General features: G+C 42.9%; 20 protein-coding genes. 2 read left to right on the top strand and 18 right to left on the bottom strand.

Features of this window, described 5'->3' with window-relative positions; all coding sequences use genetic code 11:
- Window positions 1–8 precede the first annotated feature (8 nt).
- From A361_RS01465 to acpS, 9 genes are all read right to left on the bottom strand, one after another.
- A complete protein-coding gene (locus A361_RS01465) occupies window positions 9–1019 on the bottom strand; it encodes a PP2C family protein-serine/threonine phosphatase (protein WP_019381250.1) in 1011 nt (336 codons plus the stop codon).
- Between the two features lie 11 nt (window positions 1020–1030).
- Window positions 1031–1432, bottom strand: coding sequence for an anti-sigma regulatory factor (locus tag A361_RS01460; protein ID WP_009336308.1), 402 nt, complete (start codon window positions 1430–1432; stop codon window positions 1031–1033).
- Window positions 1433–1436: 4 nt separating this feature from the next.
- Window positions 1437–1799 carry an STAS domain-containing protein gene (locus A361_RS01455; protein WP_009336309.1) on the bottom strand — a complete coding sequence of 121 codons (363 nt, stop codon included), beginning with the start codon at window positions 1797–1799 and terminating at the stop codon, window positions 1437–1439.
- Window positions 1796–2629 carry an RsbT co-antagonist protein RsbRA gene (locus tag A361_RS01450; protein WP_009336310.1) on the bottom strand — a complete coding sequence of 278 codons (834 nt, stop codon included), beginning with the start codon at window positions 2627–2629 and terminating at the stop codon, window positions 1796–1798. The genes A361_RS01455 and A361_RS01450 overlap by 4 nt, the downstream gene beginning before the upstream one ends.
- Before the next feature lie 381 nt (window positions 2630–3010).
- Window positions 3011–3361: a type II toxin-antitoxin system endoribonuclease NdoA gene (ndoA, locus tag A361_RS01445; RefSeq protein ID WP_009336311.1), complete on the bottom strand. Its 351-nt coding sequence runs from the start codon at window positions 3359–3361 to the stop codon at window positions 3011–3013.
- A 4-nt stretch (window positions 3362–3365) separates the two neighbouring features.
- Window positions 3366–3647: a CopG family ribbon-helix-helix protein gene (locus tag A361_RS01440; protein WP_026041666.1), complete on the bottom strand. Its 282-nt coding sequence runs from the start codon at window positions 3645–3647 to the stop codon at window positions 3366–3368.
- A 376-nt stretch (window positions 3648–4023) separates the two neighbouring features.
- On the bottom strand, window positions 4024–5295 hold the full coding sequence (alr, locus tag A361_RS01435) for an alanine racemase (protein ID WP_019381249.1): 1272 nt from the start codon (window positions 5293–5295) through the stop codon (window positions 4024–4026).
- Between the two features lie 53 nt (window positions 5296–5348).
- A complete protein-coding gene (locus A361_RS01430; protein ID WP_019381248.1) occupies window positions 5349–6362 on the bottom strand; it encodes a LolA family protein in 1014 nt (337 codons plus the stop codon).
- Between the two features lie 144 nt (window positions 6363–6506).
- Entirely contained in the window at window positions 6507–6860 is a 354-nt protein-coding gene (gene acpS, locus A361_RS01425) for a holo-ACP synthase (protein WP_019381247.1), read from the bottom strand.
- 164 nt (window positions 6861–7024) lie between these two features.
- Between acpS and A361_RS01420 the strand changes: the two genes are divergently transcribed.
- A complete protein-coding gene (locus A361_RS01420; RefSeq protein ID WP_019381246.1) occupies window positions 7025–7750 on the top strand; it encodes a rhomboid family intramembrane serine protease in 726 nt (241 codons plus the stop codon).
- Window positions 7751–8037: 287 nt separating this feature from the next.
- On the opposite strand, the gene A361_RS01415 is transcribed toward A361_RS01420, so the two are convergent.
- The 7 genes from A361_RS01415 to A361_RS01385 all read right to left on the bottom strand — a co-directional run bounded on the left by A361_RS01415 (window position 8038) and on the right by A361_RS01385 (window position 16770).
- Complete coding sequence (locus A361_RS01415) at window positions 8038–9507, bottom strand: PH domain-containing protein (RefSeq protein WP_064328208.1); 1470 nt, start codon at window positions 9505–9507, stop codon at window positions 8038–8040.
- Window positions 9494–9973, bottom strand: a complete 480-nt coding sequence (locus tag A361_RS01410) for a PH domain-containing protein (protein ID WP_019381244.1) — start codon at window positions 9971–9973, stop codon at window positions 9494–9496. Before A361_RS01410 ends, A361_RS01415 begins: the two co-directional genes overlap by 14 nt.
- A gap of 173 nt (window positions 9974–10146) precedes the next feature.
- Window positions 10147–11109: a UV DNA damage repair endonuclease UvsE gene (gene uvsE, locus A361_RS01405; protein WP_009336319.1), complete on the bottom strand. Its 963-nt coding sequence runs from the start codon at window positions 11107–11109 to the stop codon at window positions 10147–10149.
- 141 nt (window positions 11110–11250) lie between these two features.
- Window positions 11251–12729 (bottom strand): DEAD/DEAH box helicase, encoded by a 1479-nt coding sequence (locus A361_RS01400; protein WP_019381243.1) that lies wholly within the window; start codon window positions 12727–12729, stop codon window positions 11251–11253.
- Between the two features lie 506 nt (window positions 12730–13235).
- Window positions 13236–13931 carry an alpha/beta hydrolase gene (locus A361_RS01395; RefSeq protein ID WP_009336321.1) on the bottom strand — a complete coding sequence of 232 codons (696 nt, stop codon included), beginning with the start codon at window positions 13929–13931 and terminating at the stop codon, window positions 13236–13238.
- Window positions 13932–14214: 283 nt separating this feature from the next.
- A complete protein-coding gene (locus tag A361_RS01390) occupies window positions 14215–15588 on the bottom strand; it encodes a UDP-N-acetylmuramoyl-tripeptide--D-alanyl-D-alanine ligase (RefSeq protein WP_009336322.1) in 1374 nt (457 codons plus the stop codon).
- 105 nt (window positions 15589–15693) lie between these two features.
- Window positions 15694–16770 (bottom strand): D-alanine--D-alanine ligase, encoded by a 1077-nt coding sequence (locus A361_RS01385; protein ID WP_009336323.1) that lies wholly within the window; start codon window positions 16768–16770, stop codon window positions 15694–15696.
- A 474-nt stretch (window positions 16771–17244) separates the two neighbouring features.
- On the opposite strand from A361_RS01385, the gene A361_RS01380 reads away from it, so the two are divergent.
- Window positions 17245–18435, top strand: coding sequence for a dicarboxylate/amino acid:cation symporter (locus A361_RS01380; protein WP_019381239.1), 1191 nt, complete (start codon window positions 17245–17247; stop codon window positions 18433–18435).
- A 184-nt stretch (window positions 18436–18619) separates the two neighbouring features.
- Here A361_RS01380 and A361_RS01375 read toward each other — a convergent pair whose 3' ends face one another.
- On the bottom strand, window positions 18620–19039 hold the full coding sequence (locus A361_RS01375) for a universal stress protein (protein ID WP_009336325.1): 420 nt from the start codon (window positions 19037–19039) through the stop codon (window positions 18620–18622).
- 75 nt (window positions 19040–19114) lie between these two features.
- The gene (locus A361_RS01370; RefSeq protein ID WP_019381238.1) at window positions 19115–20581 is read right to left on the bottom strand and encodes a SulP family inorganic anion transporter; all 1467 of its coding nucleotides are present in this window, start codon (window positions 20579–20581) and stop codon (window positions 19115–19117) included.
- Between the last annotated feature and the right edge of the window lie 199 nt (window positions 20582–20780).

The raw sequence follows: 20780 nt of genomic DNA, 5'->3' as shown, positions 1-20780 counted from the left end.
AAAACCCGTTAAACATTTCTTTTTAAAATAATTAAGGTAAAATCGTCCCGCAATTGAAAATGCTGAAGTTTTTCAAGTTCTTTATATACGCTATTAACAATTTCCTGTGCACTTAAATGAATGTATTTCTTGATTAATTCCAGCAATGATTCCTTTTCTATAAACCCTTCTTCTGTACGGCATTCAGTAACCCCATCTGACATTAATATAATCATATCTCCTGGATTTACTCCTTTTTCGTACTGGCGGTATTTAGTTTTTTTATCAATGCCGAGAAGCAGGCCTTTCGCTGTCAGTTCGGTAAATTCACCTGTCTCAGCCACAAAGAAAAGTCCTGGTTCATGTCCGGCAGAACCATAAGAGAACATATGGCTGTTCGTATCATATATTCCATAAAACATAGTAATGAACATTGTTAAATCTACATTCTGTTCTACGACCCGGTTTAGATTTTCCAGGACCGTTTTAGGGTCATTGCGGTTTTCAGGCAAACTGTCCATGGCATATTTAATCATGGACATACACAAGGCTGCCGGAAGACCTTTACCAATGACATCAGCTATTGCAATGCTGATCGTGCTGTTTTCATCCTGAACAAAGTGGAAATAATCACCGTTCATATGTTTAGCAGGAACACTTATGGCACCGATATCTAAACCTTCAACAGAAGGTACCTGCGTCCCCAGCAGGGTTTGCTGGACGTTCGCAGCTATTTCCATTTCTGTCCTGAGTTCCTGCTGAATATGCTTTAAGTTCTGATGCTCCCGATAAGCAAAACCATAGCCTATCATGACTTCCAGAAGGATATCAAAAGAATGGTGAACATACTCAGGCAAGTCCGGATAAAGTTCACCCATCAGACTTTTATGAACGCTGATAATCTCTTCAGGAGAGATTTTGTGCTCGATCGACTTCCTGCTGAACTTCTGGCCTTGATACAAAGCCTGTTCAGATTGTTCTTTAATATAATTCTCAAGAATATCCCGATACTTTGATTCCATCATTTCTCGGAAATCCATACCGCTTCCCCCTAACGAAGCCACTTAGTTGCTCTTATATCTGTTCCGGTTCCAGGATTGGAGTCAATTAAGAACTCATCCATTAACCGCTTCACACCCGGCAGGCCGGCTCCTAATCCCCCTGATGTCGAGAATCCGTCTTCCATTACTTGGCGTAAATCATTGATTCCAGGGCCGCTGTCTACAGCAACTATACGCAATCCCGCTTTTCCGCCGTCGTATATTTTTTCAATACAGACTTGCCCCTGTCCGGCGTATAAATATATATTCCGGGCAAGTTCACTAATGGCTGTGGTGATTCTAGCCTGGTCAACTGTACCAAAACCAAGCTCTTTAGCAACATTCCGCCCAAGCTGGCGGGCTGCAACGATGTCCCATTCGTTTATGATTTTAACGCAGGATTGGTTTTCCATACAGTTACTCCCCCAATTCCTGTTGTAATTTCTCCAAACCTTTTTCTAGATCTAATGCAGTAAGGACATCATCTAACCCAATACCTAACTCAATAAGCGTAATTGCTACGGCAGGCTGTATCCCGGTTATGACTACTTTTGCACCCATCAGTTTGGACATATTTATTACGTCGCCGAGAACTTTTGCGATGAATGAATCAATAAAGTCAATGGATGTTAAATCAATCACGACTCCATTTGCGCTGGTCTCATGGATTTTATGGAGCAGATCCTCCTGAAACTGCAAAGCAGTCTGGTCATCCAATTCCCACTGGATGGAGACTAATAGGCAATCGTTCAGTTTTAAAATTGGGATTCTCACTCTCATTCCACTCCCTCCACATTCACAATTTTGCGGCTGGTTAACTCAAGCGCCGCTTCTACACCCTTTTTCAAGGTATTCTTTGTAGTAAACTGATTTAAATCAATTCCCAGATTTACAATGGTCTGGGCAATTTCCGGACGGATGCCTACAAGCATGCATTTCGCTCCGACAAGCCTTACAGCATCAGCAGCCTGTATGATATGATGGGCTACCATCGTATCAACAACCGGCACACCTGTTATATCAATAAGCACCACTTCTGAACGGTGTTTTACTACTCCATTTAAAAGGTTCTCCATAATCTGCTTCGCCCGCTCCGTATCAATTGTACCGACAAGAGGCATGACTGTAATTCCTTCGAATACAGGAATCAGCGGCGCAGATAGTTCCTGAAGCGCAATTTTTTGGAGGGACACAGTTCGTTCCCAAGTGGTTGAATACATATTTACCACTTCATTGACCATGGGAGTCATCCAGCTGTCAAACTCGTAAATGAATTTCATTTGATTTTCCTGGGTGACAATCCCCGTTTCCTGCATGTCCTCAAACACAATCTTTCCGAAGGTTTGGAGACCTTTTGTCACAAAACTGAGCGGCCAGCCCAACCGTACGATTTTCTCTGAGAAATCACTCAATTTTGAAGTGAATTCCTCATTTGAACTTTTTATATTTGAAATAATCAGGTCAATGAATTCCCGGCTTGTCCCGATAAATACCTGATCAGATACAACCTTCGTAACTCTTTCATCCGCATTTTCCTTTGTGGCCTCCAGCCACTCATTGAATATGGAATCTTTGTTGTTTTGTATATAATTCAATATTGTGGAATTCATTTGTTCCTCCCTATTTTAGCATATATCTATTATTAGCCTTCCAATTCCCCTTTATTGTACAGAAGATAAAAAAACCTTCCTGTTCCGTATATATCAATTAAATGATAACAGTGAATGCCAGTCAAATGATACCTATATGATGCCGAATCAATAAACTCCAATCTTTGGTTAATTCGACAATTTATTATTAAATCCCTTTTTTCCCTTCACAACTTGGCAGATTTCCATTGAATATCGAAGTGTATGCTTCATAAGAAACGGGTATATTTACAAAACCAGTCAATTTTATATAATAAACGACTTTCTGTTTTACCCTCTTTATAAGAAACTAAACCTTTTTGCTGTATAAAAAACAAAAAACGCCCTTCAAAAGAGCGTTTGTTAAAATTCGATGAGGCCTAAGCTGATTTGCACGGCTTCATCCACTTTTTCCATCATTTCGTCATCGAGATGGGTTATTTTATCGGTTAAGCGTTGTTTATCAATTGTACGAATCTGTTCTAATAAGATGACCGAATCCCTTTCAAAACCATAACGCTTCGCATCAATTTCAACGTGAGTAGGCAGCTTCGCTTTTTGAATCTGAGCTGTGATTGCTGCAACAATTACTGTGGGACTAAACCGATTCCCGATGTCGTTTTGGATGACAAGCACTGGACGGACGCCGCCTTGTTCTGAACCAACAACTGGGGATAGGTCTGCAAAATAAACGTCACCACGTTTGACAATCAAGGGATTATCCTCCGCTTACTAGACGTTCAACTGTGTGTTCTGCCTCGTATTCCGCTTGAAATGCTTCAGATGCAATCGTCAAATTTATTTTCGCCATCTCCATGTAGCCTCGTCTCATGGACTCGCGAATTTGTCTCTTTTTGCGTTCGCGCAAATACATTTTGGTTGCCTGATAAATGAATTCGCTCCGGTTAACGTTTTCCTGTTTTGCAAATCCGTCTAACTCGGTTAAAAGATGCTGCGGTAACTTTACCATTATCTCTGTTGTTGTGCTGGAATCAGACACAAACATACACCTCCACCATCACTACACACCATTTTTATATCTACCATTTTCAATATTACCATTTATAAAGCCCAATGCAAAGGGGATTCTTTAATTCTTCTGTATTATCGTCCAAAAAAATAGTATTTTATGCATGATTTCAGAAAAGCGGAAGCGCCTTGCTCACCCCCGACAAGCACAAGACGGGCCTCACGGAAAGGCGTTCTTTGCCTTTTTGGGAGGAATGGCTTGTGACCTCGAGGGGGTAGGCGCTGAAGCTAGACAGTTAACTAACTTCAGAGTTCATCATTCTTATCTTTTCAGAAAGCCGCCGCGCTTATTCCATACCTTTTTCCGGGCGATAGCTTAGCTGGGCATCAAATAAAGTTTTTTACGATTATAGCAGATAATTAATTCCCCCGATAATTTTACCATCTCTTTTATATATGCGCGGAACCCGGGAAGATACCATGCAGGTTACTTCATAGTTGATGGTTTCAAGTTTTTCGGCGATTTCGTCAACCGGAATCTTTTCTTCCCCCTGCTCGCCGATCAGGGTTACTTTTGTACCGACAGGCATTTCATGCGGAAGCTTAATCATGCATTGATCCATACAAACTCTTCCAACAATTGGAACCCTCAATCCCTCAGCAAGAACCTCCTGCCCCTGAAGTTTTCGTATCCAGCCATCCGCATAGCCGATCGGCAAAGTTGCAATCCATTCATCTTCTTGTGCCTCATAAGTCGCCCCATAGCTGACCTTCTCGCCTTTATGAAGCTTTTTCACATGAACAATAGAGGTATGGAGAGAAAAAGCTTCTTTCAGAGGGAAAGGAAGATAAGACTTAATTTCCATGGAAGGAGCCAGGCCGTACATACTGATCCCCATTCTGACAGCATTGAAGTGGGCTTTGGGAAATCTAAGGCCCGCCGCGCTGTTGCTGGTATGGATATACTTTGGCAAAATCTCTAGCCAGCTGGTCATTTCCTCAAATCTGCTCAGCTGCTTTTCAAAATAAGCATTCTCCAATGAATCCGCTGTGGCAAAATGCGTAAACACCCCTTCAAGCATAAAACGCTTGTCCTTTTTGATAACGCTCTCAATTCCCGCAAGCTCATCACGGCTTCGAATACCCAGGCGCCCCATGCCTGTATCAAACTTTAAATGGATATTCAGGACTTCTCCGTCTTCCACATATTCGTATGCTTGTGATAGCCACTCCTTTTGAAAAACGGTCAGGGCAATATTCTTTGCAGCTGCTTCACCTGCATGCTCCGGGCGGCTCGCTCCCATTACTAAGATCGGCGCTGCAATCTTTTTATTTCTCAATGCCATCGCCTCATCCAGGGTGGCAACAGCCAGAGAGGATGCTCCCGCTTCCAGGGCCGCTTCCGCCACAGCTGCATCTCCATGCCCATACCCATTTGCCTTCACAACCGCAATGACGTTTGTCCCTTCTTCTGCATGTTTTTTCATTGACTCTACATTATATGAAATATGATCCAGATTTATCTCTGCCCAAGTGTCCCGGTACATTTTTGTTTGTTCATTCATCGATGTATTCACGTCCTTTAGCCATTGCTTCTCTACATGTCGATTATCAAACTCTGGCAGAGGGTTTGTCAAATGCTTATTTTTATCAAAAGGCTTTGAAAGATGATTTCCCATGCTGGCAGCATAAAAAAACAGGCCCCATTTGAGACCTGCTTTTTGCCGGTGATTTATTTCACCATTTCCCCCTGTACAGTGCGGGCAATTTCGGACATTTCTTCAGGTGATAAATCATTGGATGCAATCATATAATCCACACCCTGGTAGGTCCAGGAAATGGTGTTGTCAGAAAGTGCACCAATGGTGAAGCCAAGGTCAACAGGCTCGCCCTTCACTGAAGTAACGACGGATGATGTCGGCATGACAGCAGCCTTTTCCTGCACAAGAGTGAAGGATTTTTCTCCATCGTACGTCAATACAACGCGCTTGCCATCTTCTGTCTGAACTTCCTGCTCATCAACCAGCTTTACATCAGCCATATCCATCTGCGGATATTTAACCGCGAATTCCTGATCCTCCACTTCAGCCATCACCGGCACTTCGAGCTGTGCTCCTGTCATGTTCTTCTGCATGTCAAAATCTTTCTTATCGAAGCTGGCATTAAACTTTACATTTGAAAATTCTACTGTTACAAGTGCATTTTTATCAGGATCCATAACCTTCACACTGACTGGGGATAAATCGGACTTCTTGAGCTTGATTTCCTGGACAGGAAGCATCTGATTATTTTGATAGCGAGTTTTTGTTTCAAACACATAATGATCTTTTGTAGCGGAGAACTTAGCTTCTTTATCCTCCATAATGTCCTTGACTAATGATTCATATAAATAAGCCTGGCTGCTGTTCTGCGGCCAATCGCTCTGGAAACGGAAGCTCTTGTTCAGCGCAGGAGTGAGGACAAATACACCGTCATCGTTGCGCAGAATCATTTGGCTTTGTTCCTTTTGGGCGTTTTTCAGGTTCACCCGGTAAAAGTCAGGCTCCTTATGCCATACTTCAATATCGTAGGTTTGCGGGTCAGTCCCCATCTGCAGAGTCATCTTGGCCTCTGCCTTGTATCCTTTAATGTCTTCAAGCTTATTGTTAAGATCCTTTACGACGTCTTCCTGTGATTTAGTTCCACAGGCAGACAATGCAAGAACTACCAAAAGCCCGGCAAGCAGCATGAACCACTTTTTCTTCATTCCTTCAGCCCCTTTGTCTCATTTCAGTGAGATCGGCCCAACTTCCGGCCTGTCTCTCCTATCGCATTATGAATATATGAGACAACCTTAGGGAATATGCTAGGAGGAATGACAAGCTTTTGAAATTCTTCAGCCTGCCAAATATCAAGTTTTTTCTATAACCACCTGAGCCACCGCATATTCTCTGCTATGGGAAATCGACAAGTGTATCCCATCTTTAAATGGCTTCGAAATATATGGCTTTCCCTTTTCATCCTTTTCAATTTCAATATCCTGAAAGGAAAGTTCTTCCCCAATACCAGTGCCCCACGCCTTTGAAAAGGCTTCTTTTGCCGCGAACCTCCCGGCAAGAAATTCAGCCTGTCTCTTTTCCGGCAAGCGGCGATAGGCATCCTGCTCTTTTGGTGTCAAAATCCGTTCAGGAAACCGCTCCTGCCTGGCAATAATTTTTCGTATGCGCTCCAGATCTGCAATATCAATCCCAATACCGGAAATCATCTCTCATCTTCCTTCTATTTATATTATTCGCTGCATAAAGAATACAGTAGAAGCAGTATTATGTACACATTATCCAATGAATAAGTGCTATGGCATGCTGAAAAACTGCTTTTCAGGCTATGATGTAGATACACGGTCCAACAATTCAAGCACGGAGGAGAGCCATGTTTACAAGAACGGAAAGCTTTAAGGAATTTATCCGCTACTACCCTGTTGTTTCTGCTATCATTTGTATCCATATTATCATCTATCTATTAACAGTCGTTCCCCTATTTCCAAATACACTTATTTTCGAAAAGCTTGCAGGTGTCAATTTATATATTGTTCAAGGTGAATACTGGCGGCTGCTGAGCCCAATCATACTGCACAGCGGTTTCCCCCATGTTTTATTCAACAGCTTTTCTCTTGTTCTCTTCGGCCCTGTACTGGAACGAATGCTCGGGAAAACCAGATTCATCCTCCTTTACATCACAGCTGGTGCAGCAGCAAATATTGCAACACTGCTTTTTGAACCTTTGACATATATTCATGTGGGTGCCAGTGGTGCGATCTTTGGCCTGTTCGGATACTTTGCGGCAATCATTGTATTCCGAAAAGAACTTTTATCCAGGGAAAACTCACAAATCATACTGACCATTACGATAATCGGCGTAATCATGACCTTTCTGCAGCCAAACATTAATGTTACAGCCCATTTATTCGGCCTGCTTGCAGGTTTCCTGATTGGTGCGGCATCACTTGCCAAAGGACGTACATCTTCTTCATCCGGCATAATACGGCCCGGAGGTCTTGCCGGCATCAGGCCTTCATTAAAAGTGGTGCCCGCATCAAGGCTTGTTCTCTGGGGAATCATTATCATTTTGGCTGTCCTGGGGTTCTTATCCAGATAATCCCAGCCCAAAAGCGGGAGCGCCTTGATCAGATGAACTCCGTCTAAAAACCGCCACGTCCTGGCATACGCTGAAGCCAGCACATCCTGTGCAAGTCCGGCAGGCATAAGACGAATTATGCAGGAAACCTTCCAAAGCAAGCTTTGGCTGGGCGATACATCTCTGCCGAAGCGTTCCTGATTTCTGTTGGCTTATGACCCGAGGGGCTAGGAGCTGGATGCAGACAGCCTTTCCACAGAGTTTCACACTGATCCATTTTATAGTTTCCTATACAACAAAAAAAGCGCTCATAGGCGCTTTTCCTTTTTCAAATAACTTCTGTTTAATCCAGTATAAGAATACCACTTATAAATAGCATACACTTCTCCACGGTCAAGATCAGGAACCGTTCCGCCTGTCCCCCCAATCCCTGACATGGCCACAGCTTCTATGGTAGCCAGACTGCGCCTTTTCTGAAAATAACTTTCGCTCATGGTGAGGGACTGTATTCGATTTCTTTTCATAAAGACAGTCGTCCTTACAATCCCGCGATATCTGAGAGCAAGCTGCTGAGAACTGATATCCCAGCCTGCATCCCTGTATTTGAGATACGACCATCCCAAAGAAAGGATCAGCAGCACTAAAGAAAAGTATCCCCATGGCCTGAAAAAGAGGAGCGGCACAGCCACAAAAGGCAGTGCCCACAGAAACCCTCTCCATAAATAGCGGTTAAGCGCCCTTTTTGGAGCTTTAAAAAATCCGGGCTGCAGTTCATAGTGGGACAAGTGGGGCTTTAATAAACCGGCAATCCGTGTTTTTTTCACAATCGGCAGGATCATAAGGCGCGCGCTTTCATTGTCCTCAATGGAACCTCCTGCACTTTCAATATAGACAGTCGCCAGGCCAAGTGGCTGCCTAAGCAGATTTTCCCTGATCTGAATTGCCTGAATGCGATTCAGCGGAATCGTCATCTGCCTCTTTTCCAGCAGACCTCTTGTGACAATCAACTCCTTATCAGTCTTTATTAAAGTAAAATCGGCATATTTTAGCATACCGCCAATAAGAGCAATAAGCCATGCAATAAAAAAGACGATGAAGACCAGGATACTCACAAATACAATTCCGTTGGCAATAAATCCTTCGAGGCCGGCAAACACCTTTTCATACGGAAGGATCTCTTCAAATTGAAAAACAAAGGCAAAGACAGCCGAAATAACGACACCTGCCCCACCTGAAGTTGATGCCAGAAGGAGCAGCTCGCCAGGAGAAATTTTATAAATCACTTCCCGGTTCTGTAAAGCTGTTTCCATTTCGGAAGGATTCTTTTTAGCAGCTGAAAATGCCTGCTGAATGAATTCTGCATCTTTTTTAGAAATAGCCGTCAATACCGCTTCTGCCTCACCAGCTCCGCTTGAACCGGCTGTCTCCACTTTCATCTTTACAAGGCCAAATGGCCTTTGCAGCAAACCTTCCGATAAGTCTAGACTTTGAATTCTTTCAAGCGGAATATATCTCTTTTTCCTTATCAGAACACCATACTCGATTCGAAGCTCGCCTTCTTCCAGTCTATAAGTATATCTCCACCAGGTAAGGATCCCTATCATAAAAACCGCAATTATGACCCCTAAAGACAGGACAAGCTGAACAATTTCACCATTTCCTCCTCTGCTTCCAAAGACGACAAAAACAAGAAAGGGCACCAGCATTTCCTTTAGGTGTTTCAGGAAATTGGCTACCGCTGATATTGGGTGCAGCCGTTTCGGATTAGACATCATCATCTGCAGCCCTTGCCAGCAAGGAAATGAAAAAGCGCAATTCCTCCGCTTCATCCACATCCAAGGCCGGTATTTCATGAACAGTTGCAGCCGTCGAGATGGTGACAGTAGCAAGACGATATTTACGCAATATCGGCCCTTGCTTGGTATCCACATGCTGCACCCGAATCATGGGAACAAGGGTCCTTTTAATCACAAATATCCCATGTTTGAGTTCTATTTCATTTTCCCGGACCTCATACCTCCATCTTTTCCACCTTAAGGAGGGGAAAATCATAATGACTAGGTAAGCATAAGCTGAATAAAACATTAAGGAAGCCCCAATAACCCAAATAGGCCACTTAAACAGGAAAGCAGCAGCAATTGCTCCCCCTGATAACACAAAAGGAAAAACAGAGTGGATTGTGCCGGAGATTCTCCATGCAAGCAGCCCCCTTGCCGGTATCCTTTTATGCGGCTCTGTAATCATGCAGTACCCCCCGCAATTCCATAAAATTAATAGTCATTCAAAAACGCCCAGAGTCAGTTCCTCGCTAAGAACCTCATCAGCACATGTTCTTTGGATCAGCTCTTTCACTTCTATAAGTATACATGACAGAAAAAAGAAGTGTCTCCCTTTTATGAAAAAAGTGGGGGTACTACTTATATTTCAAAGCTGGATGAATCAATAAAAGTCAGATCGGGGTTCGTTCTTAAATCTTCAGAAAGCTTAAATAGTGCGCTATCCTTCATTTTCGCTTCGATCATGCAATGAATCTCAGGCACTGACCCCTTAATGTTCTGAAGAAACTCCATGAACATATCAGCATTAATATAATCGGCATGCGCTCTGAAATCTTTGTCTGATTTCGGACTGGAAATATGCATTTTCACAGGCAATTCTGAATGATCCCATGTCGCTGCGACCCTTTCCCATTGCTCCGTCCAGTTATCATTCTCAAAATTGGCAAGGTGATGGTGGTAATCAAATACAAGCGGAATCCCAAGCTTTTCACAAAGATAAAGCGTATCATCAAGGGTAAAGGTGGTATCGTCATTCTCGAGGATAATCATTTGCTGGATTCCTGAAGGTGTAAAGCCCCAATTATGGATAAATTGTTCGAGAGCCTTCTCTTTATCATCATATCCTCCGCCCACATGCAGAACACAGCGGTGAGCTGGATTCAGCCTCATGCCTTTCAGCAGGGCTTCATGCATTGCCAGTGTTTTAATGGACATATTCAATGTATCAACTTTCGGTGTATTAAGGAGCACAAAATGGTCTGGATGAAAATCCACCCGCATAGGGTGTCCATCCAGAAAGTCACCAATTTTGGATAGAGCTTCTTTAAGAGAGTGCATATACTTCCAATCAGAAAGTTCCTCATGATTGGCAAGAGGAATCAGCCGGGAGCTAAAGCGAAAAAAATGGATATCATGGGCCACATTGTGCTTTAGCAGCCTTAGGCAGTTTTCGAGATTTGATACGGCAATCCGCTCCAGTCTTGCTATAGCCGCCTCGCGGTCTTTAATGGCCGAGAATTGCTTAAACGTCATCGTTTGCGATGGTGACGCGTTTTTCAGATTCATACTCATCGCGACATACCCAAGGCGTACAATCGTCATGTCGATTCCTCCCGCATTGTTTTTCCCTTAGTATGTACGGCTGCCGCTGAGAAATTGCAGATGGATGGCCCTTATAATAGTGGGAGCAAATTAAAAAGAAAAGGAGAGCAGAATCTCTGCTCTCCTTTTTAAAGTAACCGTTTAACGATAGCTGCTGCTGCTATTTGAACGGTTATTGTGGCTTTGACGTTTTCCAGTGTGGCCTTGACGGGATTTATATGATCCTTTCTGGCCTCCTTGTCTGCCTTTTCCGTTATAGCCTCCGCGGCTGCGGTCATTCGGCTTTCTGTCGCGCTTAGATGGAAGCGGCTTTTCCTCTGTTAATTTAACAGGAGTTGTATCCGGTTCTTTTGTCAGCATCTTCAGCACGGCTTGAACCACTGTTGAAGCATCCTTTTGTGCAAGGAGCTCATCAGCTGCTTCTTTATAGCTCTCAAGATTGTTTTCCTCAATGGTTTGCATGATTTTTTCCATGACTGCTTTCTGCTGGCCTTCAAGGGCCTCATCCAGTGTTGGAGCATCCATGCGTTCCATTTTCCTCTTGGTTGTACGTTCTACAACATGCAGATACGATTTTTCGCGCGGATTAATGAATGTCATCGCAACACCTGTTTTTCCAGCACGTCCTGTACGGCCGATGCGGTGAACATAGCTTTCAGGATCCTGAGGAATATCAAAATTGTATACATGTGTGACACCGGAAATATCCAAGCCTCGTGCAGCAACATCTGTTGCAACGAGGACGTCAATGCTTCCCTCTTTGAACTTGCGAAGAACAGAAATCCTTTTAGCCTGGCTTAAGTCACCGTGGATTCCTTCAGCCATGTATCCGCGAAGATTCAAGGCTTCAGCCAGTTCATCGACACGGCGCTTTGTACGTCCGAATACGATTGCCAATTCCGGTGATTGAATATCCAGAAGTCTTGTCAGCACATCAAATTTATTCTTTTCATGCACTTCAATATAGTATTGTTCAATAGATGATACAGTCATTTCCTTTGCTTTTACGCGGACAATTTGGGGTTCCTTCATGAAGCGTTCTGCCATTCTGCGGATTGGCGCAGGCATTGTAGCAGAGAAAAGCAGGGTCTGGCGCTCTTCCGGAATTTGGGCAAGGATTGCTTCAATATCATCAATGAATCCCATGTTAAGCATTTCATCCGCTTCGTCAAGAATGGCTGTATGGACATGGTCAAGACGCATTGTTTTGCGGTTTATGTGGTCCAAAATACGTCCTGGCGTTCCAACAATGATATGCGGTTTGTTCTTCAAGGCGCGGATTTGGCGATTAATATCCTGCCCTCCATAAATGGATAGGACTTTCGTTCTTTTGCCGTAGCCGATTTTATACAGTTCTTCCGATACCTGAATTGCCAGCTCGCGAGTCGGAGCAATCACAATTCCCTGAATGAAATCCTTCGTGTTGTCGATTTTATCAATCATCGGGATTCCGAATGCAGCAGTTTTTCCTGTTCCTGTCTGCGCCTGACCGATCAGGTCTTTATTCTCTAAACTTAACGGAATGGTCTGGGCCTGAATAGGAGTCGCTTCTTCAAATCCCATTCGCTTCAGTGATTTCATTGTCGCCGGGCTGATGCCCAAGTCTTGAAACTTTGTCAATGTATTCATTCTCCTTCTAATCATAGAAAAATTTTGTCCCTGCAAACCTGCAGGCAGGAATTCTCCTGAAAATTGGCCTATGAGTCACTCTTCCGGACGATTATAAGAAAAGTTAGGGCACCCCGTAAGGAGCCTTTTAACCGGCAGTACCCGGTCTCTAGATGCTTTAACTTCTTATTTTTATAAAAAGTGCGGTTATGTTTCGTTAAGAAGAGTCCCACTCACTATGAAACCCGCTTGAGGAAAGGATGAGGGTAAATTCTATCCAAATTGTTCACGGACAATCAGGTCTCTAAAGATGAGTTCTAACAACGAGAAAGCACTCATCTATTTATGGCCATACTGAAGTATGACGTTCTCCGCAATACCTCTGTATTTAATGAAAAAAGACATTCTCCTGCTGGAGCATGTCCGGGTTCTCAAAAGAAGTTCCTGTTGGCACTTTGGTGTTTATATTACCATTTTCAAGTAAGCATTGCAAACTTGAAGGCTGGCTGAAAACCTTATCATTCCGGCTTTTTTTGAAGAAAACCAAGGATCTCCTGAAAGAGGCGTTCCCCTTCTCCGCAATGGCAGATAAGATGTTTGGAGTCCTTTATAAAAATTAATTTTTTGGCCGATGAACTTATATTATTGTATAAATATCTGGCACTTCGCGGAGGCACCACTCCATCACTTTCACCTTGCGCAATCAATGTCGGCACAGTGATCTGATTTAAGATAGGTTTGATAGAGGCCACAAGCCTGCGGAATTGAAGAGTTGCCGTAATCGGTGTCGCACTTATTTTCCGCTTATATCTGACGAACATCTCATTGTCGGCCAGGTTTCCCTTGAAGGCATCCCTTGCCATCTCTTTAATATCGAAGAAAAGCTGTTTTGGATTTACGTAATAAGCAGCTGCACTGAGCAGAACCAGCTTATCCACAGGGTAATGCACTGTTAAGTAGCTGGCGATCAGGCCGCCCATCGAAAAGCCGATTACATACACTTTCTCACAGCGGCTTATCAGCCTTTTCAGCTCTTCCTCTGCATGCTCAATCCATTTGTTATAGGCAATTCCTTTCAGCTTAAGTTCATCGCCATGACCCGGCAATGTCGGCACGGAAATCTCCCAGTCTGTATGTTCTTTCAAATATTCTGCCAAAGGCTCTACTTCAAATGGAGCTCCTGTAAAACCATGTATGCACATGCAGCCAATCATCCTCGAGTCACCGCCATTTTTTATAATCTAAGTCAATTCTATTTTACACTTTTTCCTTTTTGCCATACTAATCAAACCTGTTAGAAGATAAAAATTATAACAAAGGAACTATATAAAAATAATTTAAACCCCTGTTTCACGTGAAACAGGGGTTTATTTCCTATAATAACAGATATATACAATAACAAAATTAACAAGGTATGAGAATTACATGTTATTTTCCAGCTGTTTTAGTCTTACCATTCTATCTGTTAAAGTGTTGTTGTTATTTTTTTCTTAGCAATTATTGAAGGGCAGAGACAACTTCTTCCAGTTTCATGCCCCGGGATGCCTTAACCAGTATAATCGTTTCCGGATCCACATGTTTCTTCAGCTCTTCGATCAGCGGCTGTTTGTCAGTAAAGGCGGCCACCCGTTCGTGAGGAAGTACCTCCTTCGCTCCCTTGGCGATATATTCGCCAAGCTTGCCGAAAGTAAATACATAATCAACCTTTTCAGGATCCACAGATTTTCCTGTGGAGTAATGGAAATCCTCCTCCTGCGGACCAAGCTCCAGCATATCGCCCAGAACAAGAATTTTCTTTTTATACCCTGGCAGGTTGGCAATCAGTTCAATCGCCGCATTCATGGATGTTGGACTCGCATTATAAGCATCATTGATGATTTTTTCTCCACTTTGGCCCTCGAGAAGTTCCATCCTCATATTCGTCAGCTTTAAGCTTGCGAAGCCTTCGTTCATCTTTTCGTACGGAACGCCAAAATGGGCTGCTGCAATCATGGCTGCCAGGGCATTTAGAACATTATGGGTGCCTAACACAGGCAGATAAAACTTCCCGCTGGACACATTAATCCCAAACGTGCTGCCGCTGTCATTCTGCTTGATATCCATCGGGTACACATCATTTTTCCCGGTTCTTCCAAAAGTTCTTAAAGCTGCCGAACCATTGTAGGATTTCAGTTTTTCATCCAAGAGAGGCTCGTCGCCGTAATAAATAACCAGGCCATTTTCCTGGAGTCCATTTACGATCTCAAGCTTAGCTTCTGCAATCCCTTCTCTGGAACCTAAATCCTGAAGGTGGGATTCGCCTATATTCGTAATAATCACAGCGTCCGGGCGGGCAAGCTTCGTAAGGAAATCGATTTCTCCCCTGCCGCTCATCCCCATTTCCAGCACCGCGATTTCCGTATCTTCCTCAAGAGCCAGAATGGTTAAGGGCAAACCGATATGATTGTTATAGTTACCTTCGGTTTTTTGAACTTTATATTGCAGGGAAAGAAGGTTTGCGGTCATATCCTTGGTGGTTGTTTTGCCGTTGCTTCCTGTAATGCCTGCGACTTTTATCTTTAATTCATCACGATAGCTTCTAGCCAATTCCTGAAGAGCCGTTAGTGTATCTTCGACGATCAGGATTGGAAGATGAAGAGGGGGATTGGGAACATCCTTTTGCCAAAATGCTGCGGCTGCCCCTTTTTCGATGGCATCTTCTACAAATCGGTGGCCGTCTGAATTTTCCCCTTTGAATGGGACGAACAAATTACCCCGCCCGATTTTTCTGGAGTCAATGCTGACGCCCTGTATGGATGTATTATGAAAAGATGAAACATCATTCTCGATCTTTATCATTTGTTCAATTTCCTGAAGTGTTTTCTTTATCATATGGCGCCTCCTGTTTCGGCATTATGAAAGGCTCATATTGCCAGTTATGTATGAACAAAAGGAACACGACAGATATGCCGTGTTTCCTTCAACAATTATATCTTTTTACATTGTGTGTTTAATGCTTTGTTTCTCAGCATGGCGTTCGATGGCCAGATTAACAAGCCTTTCGATCAGCTGAGGGTATTCTACTCCCGTATGCTTCCACAGAAGCGGGAACATGCTGAAAGGTGTAAAGCCTGGCATTGTATTGACTTCATTAATGTATAGCTTACCCTCTCTTGTTAAAAAGAAATCAGCTCTGACCAGACCTGAGCAGTCAAGGGCTTTAAATGCTTTAATGGCCATGTCTCTCAGTTCACTGTACTCAATTTCTGAGATTTCAGCAGGAATGATTAATGCTGTGTCCCCATCTTCATATTTGGCTTTATAGTCATAGAATTCAACTTTCGGGACAATCTCACCGGCAACAGAACATTCCGGATAATCATTGCCCAATACGCCAGCTTCAATTTCTCTGGCTGTAACGCCTTCTTCGATGATAATTTTACGGTCAAATTGGAAAGCTTCTTTGAATGCTTCCTCAAGCTCTGAACGGTTCATGCACTTACTGATTCCTACACTCGAACCCAGGTTGGCCGGTTTTACAAAACACGGGTACCCGAGTTCCCTTTCCACCTGGTCATAGGCTGCCTCCGTCTCATTTTCCCACTCACTGCGGATAAACCAGACATACTTCACCTGCGGCAGACCAGCCTGTGCAAAGATATTCTTCATAATGACTTTATCCATCCCTGCAGATGAAGCCAATACTCCATTTCCCACATATGGCAGGTTAAGCAGCTCAAGCAAACCTTGAACCGTGCCGTCTTCCCCGTTTGGACCATGAAGCAGCGGGAAGATTACATCAAATGGACCTTTATCCTGGGCACCCTGGAAAAGAGTAGGTGCCAAAGCTGTTGGAGGTAGTGCTTCCCCCTGGGAAAATTCCAGCTCCTTCACACTGGAAACAGGCCCTTGCAATTGAGGGCCCTTTACCCATTGACCTTCTTCAGATATATAAATAGGATGAATTTCGAATTTCTCCAAATCCAATGCTTTAATCACAGCCATTGCAGTCTGCATCGATACTTTATGCTCTGCAGATTTTCCGCCGTACAAAAGGCCAACCTTCGTTTTCATAAAAGAACCTCCAATATTCGATCATGGACTAACCGGCTTCTCATGCCGCTTTATTCCTTCATTTTTTTTCCTTAGCTGATTTATATGTTCATTCAAGCTACTCTTTATTGTAACACTTTCACATTTAAGAAAGGGAGTGATTACATGTTCAATTCCACAGGAATTTTTTTCTCCGCATACGCCCATATTCCTATATGTATGAAATGGCCCTGAAAAAGGAAACTTTTCTTATCTAAAACCAGTAAAATAATTTCCTTTTCTGGCATTAAATTAAACTCCCTTTTTCCTATTATTATCTTAAGAAAACGTTTAACCGCCTAGTATAGAGCAATTAACGAGAAAAAACCTTAATCCTTGGTGAATAATCAGACTTATTTTATTATTATAACAAAACCTTTATCTATTAACTTTTAACGTAAAACAGGATATAATCCTCCTAACAAAAACAACTGTATTTTTTAGGAGGACATAAAAATGAAGTTCGGTTTGCTTCCCAGAATAATTGCAGCCATTGCACTGGGTATTTTATTAGGTTCTTTTTCTCCTGAATGGCTTATTCAGCTATTTGCTACTTTTAATGGATTGTTCGGAAACTTTCTTGGTTTTGCGATTCCATTAATTATTATCGGATTTATCGCGCCAGGTATCGGGAGCATGGGAAAAGGCGCAGGGAAACTGCTGGGGATTACAACTGGTTTTGCCTATGCTTCTACGATCACTGCTGGTTTAGTCGCCTATTTTTCTGCGACGGTGTTATATCCTGTTCTTTTAAAAAACCAAAGCTTCAAAGAGTTTGAGAATCCTGAGGATGCTTTGCTTTCACCCTTTTTCCAGGTGGACATGCCTCCTGTAATGGGGGTCATGACTGCACTGCTGATTTCATTCACTCTAGGCCTCGGATTGGCTGCGATCAAAGGAAACACTCTGCAAAATGCTATGAATGATTTCCGTGATATTATTGAAAAACTGATTGAAAAAGTCATCATTCCATTGCTTCCTGTCCATATTTTTGGGATTTTCGCCAATATGACGCAGGGCGGACAGGTTGGCGCCATTATTTCTGTATTTGCCAAAGTCTTTGTCATGATTATTGCTCTTCATCTTTTATTTTTACTGCTTCAATACTCAGCGGCCGGCAGTCTTATGAAAGCCAATCCGCTTAGACTCATGAAAAATATGATGCCTGCCTACTTTACGGCACTTGGTACTCAATCATCCGCATCCACCATTCCTGTTACACTTAAGCAGGTTAAAAAGCTTGGTGCACGTGAAAAAGTCGCGGATTTCTCCGTTCCATTACTGGCAACGATTCATCTCTCCGGAAGCACGATCACCATTGTGAGCTGTGCGATCGCCGTGATGATGCTGCAGGGTCAAACGGCATCATTTGCAGAAATCCTGCCTTTCATTTTAATGCTTGGCATCACAATGATTGCAGCTCCCGGTGTCCCAGGAGGGGCTGTCATGGCCGCATTGGGTCTGCTTGATAGCATGCTCGGATTCAATGAGACCATGCTTGCGCTTATGATCGCCCTATACCTTGCCCAGGACAGCTTTGGAACTGCATGTAATGTAACAGGTGATGGTGCTCTGACGTTGCTGTCTGATAAGGTAAGCGGCAAAGATAAGAAACTTCAGCCTCAATCTGCTGTGAAAGCCGGCTAATTGAAAAAAGATGTCCCTGCGGGGACATCTTTTTTGTGCGGTTTTTATGAATTTTGCAGCACTAAGCCGGCATATCGGTCACTTAGTCTAGTTTAGCAGCCTATTATATTTTATCGGTATATCGTTCACTTGGCGCAGCATCCGCTTTACATTACCAGGAAAGTGAAAAGTATATATCCGAACTTTACTTAACAATCAAAACAGGCGCTTTCACACGTTTGGCTATTTTATGGCTAACACTTCCGAGCACCATTTCCTGAAGAGTATTCAGACCCCGGCTGCCAACTACTGCAACATCAAAATCCATTTTGTTGGAAAATTCCACAATGGCTGGTCCAGGCTCTCCCTGCAGGATTTTTATTTCATATGAAATGCCCTTTTCTTTTAATAAGTTTTCTATTGGCTCTAAGCGTTTTTTTCTCACCTGGTCCACTATACTCTTATCAAAATGATGAAGGATATCTTCTTTTGAGGTCTGGCCATCAACAGCATAGACTACGGTAATTTCAGAATCAGGATTCTGTTCGGCCAGTTGAATGGCTTTAGCGGCTGCACGAATCGAATGATCGGATCCATCTGCAGCAATCAGTATTTTTTTAAACACAGAGCCTCACCCCTTACCTATTCTTATAAAAAAAATACCACAGTCGAAGCTGACTGTGGTATTCATTCCAGTTTTTTAATGGCCGGAAAATTTCGCACCAGGTTTGCGGTGAACGGCCAAACGCTCAATCAAGTTCGAGCTTGGCGCGTTTAATCCTGATAGGCGTACCAGCACACCGTTGTCACGAAGCTTTATTACAATCTTATCTATGGCAGCGACACCTGAGTCATCCCATACATGCGCCTGTGTAAAATCAATTTCAACTTCTTTTAATTCTTCATTAAAGTCGAATGCTGCTACAAGTTCATCTACAGAAGCAAAGAAAACCTGGCCTGTTACAGCGTATATTTTCTTATCTCCTTCAATTCGTGATGCAACATGCACTTTCGAAATTTTAGCAACAAAGAAGATCGCACTTAGGATGATCCCCGCGAAAACTCCTTTGGATAAGTCATGAGTGAAAACAGTTGTAACAGTCGTTGTAACCATAACAATCGAATCTGTGACAGGCGTCTTAGCAAGTCCCTTAATGGATGACCAATCAAAAGTACCGATCGAAACCATGATCATAACACCGACTAATGCAGCCATCAGTATTTGAACGACAATATTCCCCAAAACTAAAATCAGAAACATAAGGAATGTGCCGGCTACCAAAGCGGACAGTCTGCCTCTTCCGCCAGATTTCACATTTATGACGGATTGTCCAATCATGGCACAGCCTGCCATTCCGCCGAATAGACCTGCCACGATATTCGCAATTCCCTGTCCGCGGCTTTCCATATTCTTATTACTGGCTGTATCGGTCATGTCATCAACTATGGATGCAGTCAGCAAGGATTCAAGCAAGCCTACGATCGCAAGGGCAATAGAGTATGGGAAAATAATCTTCAGAGTCTCAAGGTTAAATGGAACATCCGGTATAAAGAATGCCGGAAGGGCTGATGTGATAGTTCCCATGTCGCCAACTGTGCGCACATCACTCTTTGTCATGATGGCAATGATAGTAATAACAATAATAGCCACCAGAGGAGATGGCACTGCTTTAGTAAATCTCGGGAAAATATAAATAATCGCCAATGCACCGGCAACCATCGCATACATTACCCATGTAGCATCTACAAACTGTTCAAGCTGCGCCATGAAAATCAATATAGCCAGTGCGTTAACAAACCCAATCATAACCGCACGCGGAATGAATTTCATAAAGCGGGCCAGCTTAAGCACACCAAATAAGATCTGAAGAATTCCCGTCAAAATGGTCGCAGCAAATAAATACTGCAGTCCGTGATCGGCTACTAATGTAACCATTAATAACGCCATCGCACCAGTTGCAGCAGAAATCATTCCAGGCCTTCCGCCAACTATTGAAATGGTTACAGCAATACAGAAAGAAGCATACAATCCAACCATTGGATCGACACCAGCAATAATCGAGAATGCAATCGCTTCTGGAATTAGTGCCAATGCCACTACGATTCCAGCAAGAATGTCTCCCTTAACATTGCCAAACCATTGTTCTTTTTTTGATAAAACTTTCAAATAAACACCTCTTTATTAATAGATTTATAGTAATGACTTTGAACTCTCATCAAAGTCGGGCCGACAAAAACATATAGAATCATAACACATTTACTTATATTTACAAACCTTTATGTAAGCACTAAAAACACTTAAAATCTATGTTTTTCTTTTGAAACCAACAGATTCCTATGCATATAAAAAATAATTTCCAACAAAA

The sequence above is a fragment of the Cytobacillus oceanisediminis 2691 genome (assembly GCF_000294775.2).
GTDB lineage: Bacteria > Bacillota > Bacilli > Bacillales > Cytobacillaceae > Cytobacillus > Cytobacillus pseudoceanisediminis.
The sequence above is the reverse complement of the archived record's forward strand: the minus strand, read 5'-3'. Positions and strand labels throughout refer to the sequence as shown.

What these genes read in the sequence shown, in the direction of transcription:
- uvsE (WP_009336319.1), bottom strand. Translation starts at nt 11,109, where the DNA reads ATGACGATTGTACGCCTTGGGTATGTCGCGATGAGTATGAATCTGAAA.
- A361_RS01380 (WP_019381239.1), top strand. Translation starts at nt 17,245, where the DNA reads ATGAAGTTCGGTTTGCTTCCCAGAATAATTGCAGCCATTGCACTGGGT.
- A361_RS01420 (WP_019381246.1), top strand. Translation starts at nt 7,025, where the DNA reads ATGTTTACAAGAACGGAAAGCTTTAAGGAATTTATCCGCTACTACCCT.
- A361_RS01390 (WP_009336322.1), bottom strand. Translation starts at nt 15,588, where the DNA reads ATGATAAAGAAAACACTTCAGGAAATTGAACAAATGATAAAGATCGAG.
- A361_RS01465 (WP_019381250.1), bottom strand. Translation starts at nt 1,019, where the DNA reads ATGGATTTCCGAGAAATGATGGAATCAAAGTATCGGGATATTCTTGAG.
- A361_RS01460 (WP_009336308.1), bottom strand. Translation starts at nt 1,432, where the DNA reads ATGGAAAACCAATCCTGCGTTAAAATCATAAACGAATGGGACATCGTT.
- acpS (WP_019381247.1), bottom strand. Translation starts at nt 6,860, where the DNA reads ATGATTTCCGGTATTGGGATTGATATTGCAGATCTGGAGCGCATACGA.
- A361_RS01450 (WP_009336310.1), bottom strand. Translation starts at nt 2,629, where the DNA reads ATGAATTCCACAATATTGAATTATATACAAAACAACAAAGATTCCATA.
- A361_RS01415 (WP_064328208.1), bottom strand. Translation starts at nt 9,507, where the DNA reads ATGATGATGTCTAATCCGAAACGGCTGCACCCAATATCAGCGGTAGCC.
- A361_RS01395 (WP_009336321.1), bottom strand. Translation starts at nt 13,931, where the DNA reads ATGATTGGCTGCATGTGCATACATGGTTTTACAGGAGCTCCATTTGAA.
- A361_RS01430 (WP_019381248.1), bottom strand. Translation starts at nt 6,362, where the DNA reads ATGAAGAAAAAGTGGTTCATGCTGCTTGCCGGGCTTTTGGTAGTTCTT.
- alr (WP_019381249.1), bottom strand. Translation starts at nt 5,295, where the DNA reads ATGGGAAATCATCTTTCAAAGCCTTTTGATAAAAATAAGCATTTGACA.
- A361_RS01385 (WP_009336323.1), bottom strand. Translation starts at nt 16,770, where the DNA reads ATGAAAACGAAGGTTGGCCTTTTGTACGGCGGAAAATCTGCAGAGCAT.
- A361_RS01455 (WP_009336309.1), bottom strand. Translation starts at nt 1,799, where the DNA reads ATGAGAGTGAGAATCCCAATTTTAAAACTGAACGATTGCCTATTAGTC.
- A361_RS01410 (WP_019381244.1), bottom strand. Translation starts at nt 9,973, where the DNA reads ATGATTACAGAGCCGCATAAAAGGATACCGGCAAGGGGGCTGCTTGCA.